Annotated in this window: 8 protein-coding genes and 1 pseudogene; 2 read left to right on the top strand and 7 right to left on the bottom strand. The window is 61.7% G+C overall.

The window, feature by feature from the left end; all coding sequences use genetic code 11:
• Positions 1 to 112 precede the first annotated feature (112 nt).
• From ABYO54_RS11450 to ABYO54_RS11435, 4 genes are all read right to left on the bottom strand, one after another.
• Positions 113 to 1,342 carry a protein-disulfide reductase DsbD family protein gene (locus tag ABYO54_RS11450; RefSeq protein ID WP_372808385.1) on the bottom strand — a complete coding sequence of 410 codons (1,230 nt, stop codon included), beginning with the start codon at positions 1,340 to 1,342 and terminating at the stop codon, positions 113 to 115.
• A gap of 91 nt (positions 1,343 to 1,433) precedes the next feature.
• Positions 1,434 to 2,192, bottom strand: coding sequence for a peroxiredoxin-like family protein (locus tag ABYO54_RS11445; RefSeq protein ID WP_372808384.1), 759 nt, complete (start codon positions 2,190 to 2,192; stop codon positions 1,434 to 1,436).
• 125 nt (positions 2,193 to 2,317) lie between these two features.
• Positions 2,318 to 3,424, bottom strand: a complete 1,107-nt coding sequence (locus tag ABYO54_RS11440; protein WP_372808383.1) for an NADP-dependent oxidoreductase — start codon at positions 3,422 to 3,424, stop codon at positions 2,318 to 2,320.
• Positions 3,425 to 3,588: 164 nt separating this feature from the next.
• Positions 3,589 to 3,930 carry a winged helix-turn-helix transcriptional regulator gene (locus tag ABYO54_RS11435; RefSeq protein ID WP_372808382.1) on the bottom strand — a complete coding sequence of 114 codons (342 nt, stop codon included), beginning with the start codon at positions 3,928 to 3,930 and terminating at the stop codon, positions 3,589 to 3,591.
• A 272-nt stretch (positions 3,931 to 4,202) separates the two neighbouring features.
• On the opposite strand from ABYO54_RS11435, the gene ABYO54_RS11430 reads away from it, so the two are divergent.
• The gene (locus tag ABYO54_RS11430; protein ID WP_372808381.1) at positions 4,203 to 4,700 is read left to right on the top strand and encodes a lactoylglutathione lyase family protein; all 498 of its coding nucleotides are present in this window, start codon (positions 4,203 to 4,205) and stop codon (positions 4,698 to 4,700) included.
• A 69-nt stretch (positions 4,701 to 4,769) separates the two neighbouring features.
• On the opposite strand, the gene ABYO54_RS11425 is transcribed toward ABYO54_RS11430, so the two are convergent.
• A complete protein-coding gene (locus ABYO54_RS11425) occupies positions 4,770 to 5,444 on the bottom strand; it encodes a haloacid dehalogenase type II (RefSeq protein ID WP_372808380.1) in 675 nt (224 codons plus the stop codon).
• 5 nt (positions 5,445 to 5,449) lie between these two features.
• Entirely contained in the window at positions 5,450 to 5,797 is a 348-nt protein-coding gene (locus ABYO54_RS11420) for a carboxymuconolactone decarboxylase family protein (protein ID WP_372808379.1), read from the bottom strand.
• Between the two features lie 269 nt (positions 5,798 to 6,066).
• On the opposite strand from ABYO54_RS11420, the gene ABYO54_RS11415 reads away from it, so the two are divergent.
• Positions 6,067 to 7,587, top strand: coding sequence for an alkaline phosphatase (locus tag ABYO54_RS11415; RefSeq protein WP_372808378.1), 1,521 nt, complete (start codon positions 6,067 to 6,069; stop codon positions 7,585 to 7,587).
• Position 7,588: 1 nt separating this feature from the next.
• Here the strand turns inward: ABYO54_RS11415 and ABYO54_RS11410 are convergent.
• Positions 7,589 to 7,694: pseudogene (locus tag ABYO54_RS11410) on the bottom strand (TIGR01457 family HAD-type hydrolase); the annotation flags it as partial.

Genomic DNA, 7,694 nt, shown 5'->3' with positions numbered 1-7,694 from the left:
TTGCGTGCATGGTAAACACCGGATTGGAATCCGGCGCCACGTATGCGGAGTTCTTGCGCGCATGGAACCGCCGGATCGCACTTGCCGCTTCGCAAGGGCGGGTTTGCCGGATCTATTCGCCCAGGACGACGTAGGTCGGCAGGCCGCGGACCTTGAACGTTTCCATGAAGGCCTGCGTGGTCGGGTGACCGGGATCTTCGGCCAGGTAGCGGATGAACCGATAGCCGGAAAGGCGCTCGATGACGGCTTCGTTTTTAAAGGTCGTGGCATCCATCACTTCGCAGTTTTTGCACCAGCTGGCCCCGAAGTCGATCAACACCGGCAGGCCGTCCGCCTGGGCGCCGGCGAGGGCTTCTGCCAGGCCCGCGTTGGTCGCGCCATCGATGGTGATGTGGCCGCCATGGGCATTGCGGCCGGCCCGCGGGGTTTGGAAGCTTTTTACGCCGAGGTTCAGATAGTAGAGCGCGAAGAGGATAATCAGGACGCCGAAGCCCTGCTTGACGCGCACCATCCATTGCCCCGGTTTGGGCAGGAAGGAGAGCCCCGCGCCGGCAAACGGCCACGGCAGCGCCATGCCCAAGCCCAGCACGAACGGCAGCGCGAGGCCCGCGACGGGGTTGGCTTCGTACAAATTCGCCGCCAGCAGCAGCACGGCGATCACGACGGGCGCCACGCAGGCCCCCGCGAGCAGGGCCGCAACGGAGCCCATGCTCAGTGCGACCAGGAAGTTGCCCTGTTTCTGGGGCCCGCTTCCCATTCGGTTCTGCAGGGAGGAAAAATCGATCGAGAACACATCGAACATGGCCAGGCCGAGCGCCGCGAAGATGGCGGCAATCGAAAAACTGAACCACGGGCTGGATTGAATCGTCCCGAACTGCGAGCCCGTCAGCACCACCGCGACCCCGAGCAGGCCGTAGACGAGCGCAATGCCCACGCCGTAGACCGCCCCCAGCGCAAAGCCGCGCCGCTTGCTTCCGGCCTGGGCCCCGGCCCCGATGATGGCCAGATTGATCGGGATCATCGGCAGGACGCACGGCGTCAGGTTCAGCGCCAGCCCGCCAATCAAAATAAAGAGCACCGCGAGCGCAATCCCGGATTCACTGACGAAGGCCACCGGATCCGACAGGAAGAGCGCGAACCCGGTATCGACCGCCCCGCCCCCCTCGGCCTTGTCCAGCAGCGCCAGAAAATCCTCCGAGCTCTTGTAGCCAACGCCCACGGCTTTCACCTGAAACCCGTCCACAATCGCATCCAGTCCATCGGCACCAACGGCCGGCGGGGTTTCGAGTTGCCCAAACGAGGCCGCCGCCCCGAACAGGGCGAGTGCAATCAACAATCTCATGTCCGTTCTCCAGGTTATGTATTTGCCAAGGCCGCCGAACCGCTCCATCCGCGAATGAAGCCGGAACGGGGCCGGGCGATAGCGGGGGGTGTTACTTGTTCAGTTCCGCGGTAATGACGGACGGCTCGGCGCGGTTGCGATAGTCGGCATCGAGGAAGGCGTAGGAGATCGTGCCGTCCTGAGCGATGATGTAGGTCGCGGCGAGCGGAAGCTCGTTGGAGTCGTTTCCGTTATAGGCCGACAAGCCGAATTTCTCTTCGTAGATTTTCGCGACGTCGTCGGTCAGCTTGAAGACGATGCCGTATTCGCGGGCGACCTGGTTATCGATATCGCTGAGCACCTCAAACTCCAGCGCATGCTTTTCGGCAGTCGACATCGACTGATCCGGCAACTCGGGCGTCAGCGCGAGCAGGCTGGCCCCGGCGGCTTTGAAATTGGGCAGCTCTTTCTGCAACGCATGCAGCGTCAGGTTGCAATACGGGCACCAGCCGCCGCGATACCAAGTGAGCACCACCGGACCTTTTTTCAGATAGTCGCTTAACCGAACGGTTTCGCCCTTGGCATTGGTCAGCGCGAAATCGGGGGCGACCTCGCCCAACTGTTTCGCCCGGGCCACAATACCGCTTTCCTCTACGGCCTGCAGTCCGGCGGCGTAGATTTCCTTTACGGTGTCGGGTGCGCTAAACGAATTTTTTTTGTTATCCAGCTGCGCCTTGAGACTCGATTCCGTGGTTTCCATGGCAGTATCTCCTGTTTGTTCGGAGCATGAAGCCACAACCGCAACCATGGCCGTCAGTACGCCCCCCATCCATCGTTTGTTCCAAGCATTGTTCTTTTGTGTCGTCTTCATTTCGTTCTCCGTAGGTTAATGTATTCACCGTCGCCGGTGATTGAATGACGGGACCCTGCCACGTATTGAATGATCATTCAACTCACAATTCAAACAATTGTTGCGGCGGATCGGATTCAATGGGGTTATGTGGGGATATTTTCTGTCAGGAAGCGGGAAAAAACCGGCGGATGGGCCGGGCGATTCGATCCGTCGGGTTCGCGGTCGGCCACGCGAACGACGAGCTTGCCGTTGTTCCGGCCTTCGAGCAATCCAATGAAGGCTTCGGGGGCGCGTTCAAGGCCATCGACCACGTCTTCGCGAATCTTGACTTTACCCTCGTTGACCCAACCCCCCATCTCGGCCGCGAACTCGCCGTAACGCGGGGCATAGTCGTCGAAGATAATGAAGCCCTGCATCTTGATGCGCTTGATCAGGATCGTTTTCGTCAGCAACGAAAGACGGTCCGGCCCGGGCGGCAATTCGGTGTCGTTGTAGTGGGCAATCAGGCCGCAGAGCGGAATGCGCGCCTGGGAGTTGAGCAACGGAAGAACGGCATCGAACACCTTGCCGCCGACGTTTTCGAAATAGACGTCGATGCCATCCGGACAAGCCGCGGCGAGCTGCGCTTCCAAATCCTGGGCCCGATGGTCGATGCACGCATCAAACCCGAGCTCCTCCACGGCGGCGCCACACTTTTCGGCTCCGCCGGCAATCCCGACTACGCGGCAACCCTTGAGCTTGGCAATCTGCCCGACGACCGAACCGACTGCGCCGGTGGCGGCGGCCACGACTACGGTTTCGCCGGGTTGCGGCCGGCCGATATCGAGCAGGCCCATATAGGCGGTGAAGCCCGGCATGCCCAGCACGCCGAGCGCCAGCGAGGGGTGCTCCATGTCCGGCGCGAGCTGCACCAGCCCGGTGCCATCGGAAACCGCGTAGTCCTGCCAACCGCTGTAGCCGAGCACGAGATCGCCCGCGGAATAATCCGAATGCCGGGACTGCTCAACGCGGCAAACCGTGCCGCCGACCATGACGCTATTGAGTTCGACCGGCGGCGCATACGACGGCCCGTCGCTCATTCGTCCGCGCATGTAGGGATCCAGCGAAAGATAGAGCGTGCGCAGCAGCACCTCCCCCTCGGCCGGCGACGGAACGGGCGCCTCCGCGATCCGGAAATCATCGCGTTTGGGTGCGCCGTGCGGGCGGGCGCCGAGTAGGACCCGTCGATTCGTTTCCGTTGTTTGCGTCATGGTCAATTCTCCAGGTTATCGGTTTCAATCTGCGCTCGAGACGGCCAGACTGCGCGGCAACATACAGCGACAGAGGTCCGGCGTTCCAGGCCCCCCATCAGATCCCCGGCAACCGCCGCGCGTTCAATTATAAAACGGCATTTAAGGCGCAACGCCGCAGGCGGTTATTTCGCCGGACCCTCGGAAACCCCGAGTTTGCCGACGCCCCAGCGGTGCATCATCTCAAGGATCGGGAACGCGCTTTCGCCGAGTTCGGTCAGCGTATATTCGACCCGCGGCGGGATTTCCGGATAGACGGTCTTGCTCAACAGGCCGTCGTTCTCCAGTTCGCGCAGCTGTTGCGACAGCATTTTCTGGCTGACCCCGGGCACAATCCGTTCCAGTTCCGAGTAGCGTTTGGTGCCGTCATGAAGGTGCCAGAGCATCAGGCACTTCCATTTTCCGCTCAGCACCGCCATGGCGATTTCCACCGGGCAGTGATAGTTCTTCCCTTTCCACTCAATCATTTCAGGCGCTCCTTCCAAAAAAAGTTTTTCCGCGGTCGGGGCCCATTGGCGGCAATTCAGACCATTTGGTGCGTACCGGACCAAAAAGTGGCCTCTTGCGCGATTTTCGCAAAAGCCCTTAACTCGCTTCCAGTAACCCCCCCATGGAGACATCAATGAAGATCCTAACCAAACCCGCCGTGATTGGAAGCCTGCTTCTGGCAGGATCGGCCCTCGCGGCAAGCGACACGATAAAAGAAACCCGGCAAACAAACAACCCAAGGAGCAACGTCATGACCTATCCACGCGCCTTTTCCCATGTAGGCATTTCCGTCACCGACCTCGAGCAGGCCGTCGAGTTCTACACCCAAACCTTCGGCTGGTACGTCATCATGCCGCCCACCGAAATCGTCTCCGACGACTCCGCCATCGGCATCATGTGCGACGATGTGTTCGGCGAAGGCTGGGAGCGCTTCAAGATCGCCCATCTGGCGACCAGCGACAAAGTCGGCATTGAAATCTTCGAGTTCCGCAATGCGGAGAAACGCGAAAACAACTTCGAGTATTGGAAGAGTGGCTTCTTCCACATCAGCGTGCAGGATCCGGACATTGAAGGACTGGCCGCGAAAATCGTGGCCAACGGCGGCAAGCAGCGCATGCCGATCCGCGAATACTATCCCGGCGAAAAACCCTACCGCATGGTCTACTGCGAAGATCCCTTCGGCAACCTGATCGAAATCTATTCCCACAGCTATGAACTGACCTACTCCGCCGGCGCCTATCAAAAATAATCCGCGGGCCGGGCCATGGGTTGGGAACCCCTGTTCCCATCCCTGGGCCCGAAGGTCTTCCGGAGTCGCTTACCGAAGAAACGATGCCAGTGCGGGCAGATCGTCCACGACATAATCGGGCCGCGCCGCGTTTGGATAGAGCGTCTTGCCGGCGCGGGCGACAAAGGCGGTCCGCAGTCCGGCGTTCTTGGCCCCCATCAGATCCCAGGCATGCGCCGCCACCATCAACACCTCTTGCGGCTGCGCTCCGAGTGCCTGAAGCACGCGGCGATAGGTGTCCGGATGCGGTTTGTATTTCTTGAGCGACTCGACCGTGTAGTGGGCATCGAACAGCGCCGCCAGTCCGGCCTTGCTCAATTTGGCCTGCGCCTCCGCATCGGACGAGTTGCTCAAGGTAACGAGCTTGAAGCGCCCGTCTTTGCGCAACGCCGCCAGCCCGGCCGCCGCATCCGGATGCGGCGGCAGCGAACGGAGCGGCGGCACGACCGCCGCATTGGCTTCGGCAGGGGTCAGCGCAATGCCCTGCGCCTCCGCCACCATCATCAGCGCCGCCGTGCCGATTTCCCCGAAGTCGTGATAGGAGCCCGTCAGCGTTTCTACCAGCGAGTAGTGCAGCAGGGTTGAAAACCAGAGCGGGAGCAGATCCTCCCGCCCGCCCAGCGCCCGGCCGACCGCCCGCTTCAGCGGGCTCAGGCTCAGCAGCGTCTCGTTGACGTCGAAAACAATGGCCTTGGGCGTCTGCATGGTTCTTAACCGGCGGCTTCGAATTCCTGGAGCGCGGCGAAAGCCTTTGCTCCGTAAACAACGCCGGGACCGCCGCTCATATACACGGCCACATCGATGGCTTCGACGACCTCTGCGCGGGTGGCCCCCGCCTTGAGGGCGGCGGACACGTGGGCCAGAATGCAACCTTCGCACTTGGCGTGAATGCCGATGCCCAGCGCGATCAATTCCTTGTGCTTAACCGACAGCGCGCCCTCGCCGGCACCGGCATGGTGGAGTTTCATGAAAGCGCCGATCACCTTCGGGCTGGCCTCCGCATACGCTCCGATGGCCTCGTTACTTTGTTTTAGCGCTTCTGCACACAATGTCTTCATGTTCGTTTCTCCTGTTGGGATGTGAAGGGGCTCCGCAATCGCCGGGAACCCAAGTGCCCCAAAGTGCCGATGCTTGATCGATCATTCAAGCCCAATGCCCCACAATCGTGCCGGGATCCCTCCGATCGCCGCCGATCGCCGCCGATCGCCGTTTCTTCGCGCCGGAGCAGGATAAGCCGCAACGATTATCATTTAATTGAGCCTGCACGCACGATATGTTGCCCCGTGTTTTGCAGCATGCGTACGCTCACCGACGAAGAGAGATCGACATGAAATCAATCCATACATTTTCTTTTGGCCGCCGCCCTTTTATCGCCGCGCTGGGGGCGGGCATCGCCACCGGGTTTCGCGCGTTGGCCGATGCCGCCGCTCCGTTGTTCAAGGTTTCGCTGAAGGAGGCGCACAAGGGCACGCTGGAAATCGACACCCGGTTGCTGGACAGTTACGGCGCGCCCCCGGAACCGTTCCGCCAATTCTATTTGGACGCCCGCGCGATCTTCGCGGCAAATCCGAAGGCGGACTTTACGGACGCCGCGATCGTGAAGGCCGCGGCGACGCACGGCCTCCCCGTAATGGGCGGCCCGATGCTCGGGAACGTGACAACGGAGGGCGCCACGGTGTGGTTGCGGCCCGCGACGACCACCGCGCTTACGATCCAGACCAAGCATACGACGACGAAGGCGGAGCAGACCTTTCGCGCCCCGGCGGTTGAACCCGGACGGGAAACGCGGATCGAGCTTCGGGGATTGAAAGCCGACACCGCCTATGAATACGCGGTGATGGCGAACAACGAACCCATCGCCACGGGCGGCTTCACCACGGCGCCGCCCCCGGCCGACAAGGGCGAGCTGCGCATCGCGTTCGGATCGTGCATGCACAAGGTCGGGGTGCACAACCCAAACACGGTCCGGGAAATCCTGAAGCGCAAGCCGCGGGCCATGCTGTTGCTGGGCGACATCGCCGCGGACGACCGCGAGGGCCAAATCAACATGCACCGGGCGGATTATCAATTGCGCGATGTTTCGACCGCGTGGAAGCAACTCGCATCGAACGTTCCGGTCTACGCGGCGTGGGACGACCACGACTATTTCAACAACGACCTCAGCGGCGTTCCCAAACGGCTGACCGCCGCGGACCGCGACGGCGTCCGCGGGGTCTGGCACCAAAACTGGAACAACCCGCCCGCCAACGACGGGCGCGAGGGCATCTATTTCAACACGCGCACGGGCCCCGTTGAAATCATCATGCTCGACACGCGCTCGTGCCGCGACAACGCGCGCCAGGGCGAACGCGGTTCGTACCTGGGCGAGCGGCAGATGGCATGGCTAACGAAAACGCTTCGGGATTCCACCGCGCCGTTCAAGGTGATCAGCAGCGGAACGATGTGGAGCGACTATGTCACCAAGGCCAAGGATTCGTGGGGCACGTGGGACCCCCAAGCGCGCGAGGAAATCTTCCGCTTGATCGAGCAAGAAAACATCGGCGGCGTCCTGCTCATCAGCGGCGACCGCCATGGGGCGCGCGGCTTCAAGATCCCGCGGCCCTCCGGCTTCGACTTCCTGGAATTCGAGGCCGCGTCCCTCGGCGGCGTGCCCGGCCCCAAGGGCTTGGTGGCGAACTGCCCGGAACAACTCTTCGGTTATGACGGACTCGACTTCATCGCCTTTGGCGAATTCACGTTCGACACCCGCGGCGCGGAGCCGCGGGTTACGTTCCGCCTGATCGATCAGACGGGCGCCGTGCTGGAAGAATACGCGTTCGGGTACGACCAACTAAAGCCGCGAACTTGAGTTAGGCGGGCACGATGTCGCCGACCCCGTTCAGGATATAGCCCGGCCGGTAGGCAAACTGTTCTGCGCTCGCGCGCGTGCTGACGCCGCTGAGCACCAGCACGGTC

Origin of the sequence: Pontiella sp. (assembly GCF_041622395.1) — a bacterium.
Classification (GTDB): Bacteria; Verrucomicrobiota; Kiritimatiellia; order Kiritimatiellales; family Pontiellaceae; genus Pontiella.
This window is presented reverse-complemented; position numbering and strand designations above follow the sequence as displayed.

Excerpts from the sequence above, each read along its gene's own strand:
- ABYO54_RS11450 (WP_372808385.1), bottom strand. The coding sequence starts at position 1,342 with ATGAGATTGTTGATTGCACTCGCCCTGTTCGGGGCGGCGGCCTCGTTT.
- ABYO54_RS11445 (WP_372808384.1), bottom strand. The coding sequence starts at position 2,192 with ATGAAGACGACACAAAAGAACAATGCTTGGAACAAACGATGGATGGGG.
- ABYO54_RS11440 (WP_372808383.1), bottom strand. The coding sequence starts at position 3,424 with ATGACGCAAACAACGGAAACGAATCGACGGGTCCTACTCGGCGCCCGC.
- ABYO54_RS11435 (WP_372808382.1), bottom strand. The coding sequence starts at position 3,930 with ATGATTGAGTGGAAAGGGAAGAACTATCACTGCCCGGTGGAAATCGCC.
- ABYO54_RS11430 (WP_372808381.1), top strand. The coding sequence starts at position 4,203 with ATGACCTATCCACGCGCCTTTTCCCATGTAGGCATTTCCGTCACCGAC.
- ABYO54_RS11425 (WP_372808380.1), bottom strand. The coding sequence starts at position 5,444 with ATGCAGACGCCCAAGGCCATTGTTTTCGACGTCAACGAGACGCTGCTG.
- ABYO54_RS11420 (WP_372808379.1), bottom strand. The coding sequence starts at position 5,797 with ATGAAGACATTGTGTGCAGAAGCGCTAAAACAAAGTAACGAGGCCATC.
- ABYO54_RS11415 (WP_372808378.1), top strand. The coding sequence starts at position 6,067 with ATGAAATCAATCCATACATTTTCTTTTGGCCGCCGCCCTTTTATCGCC.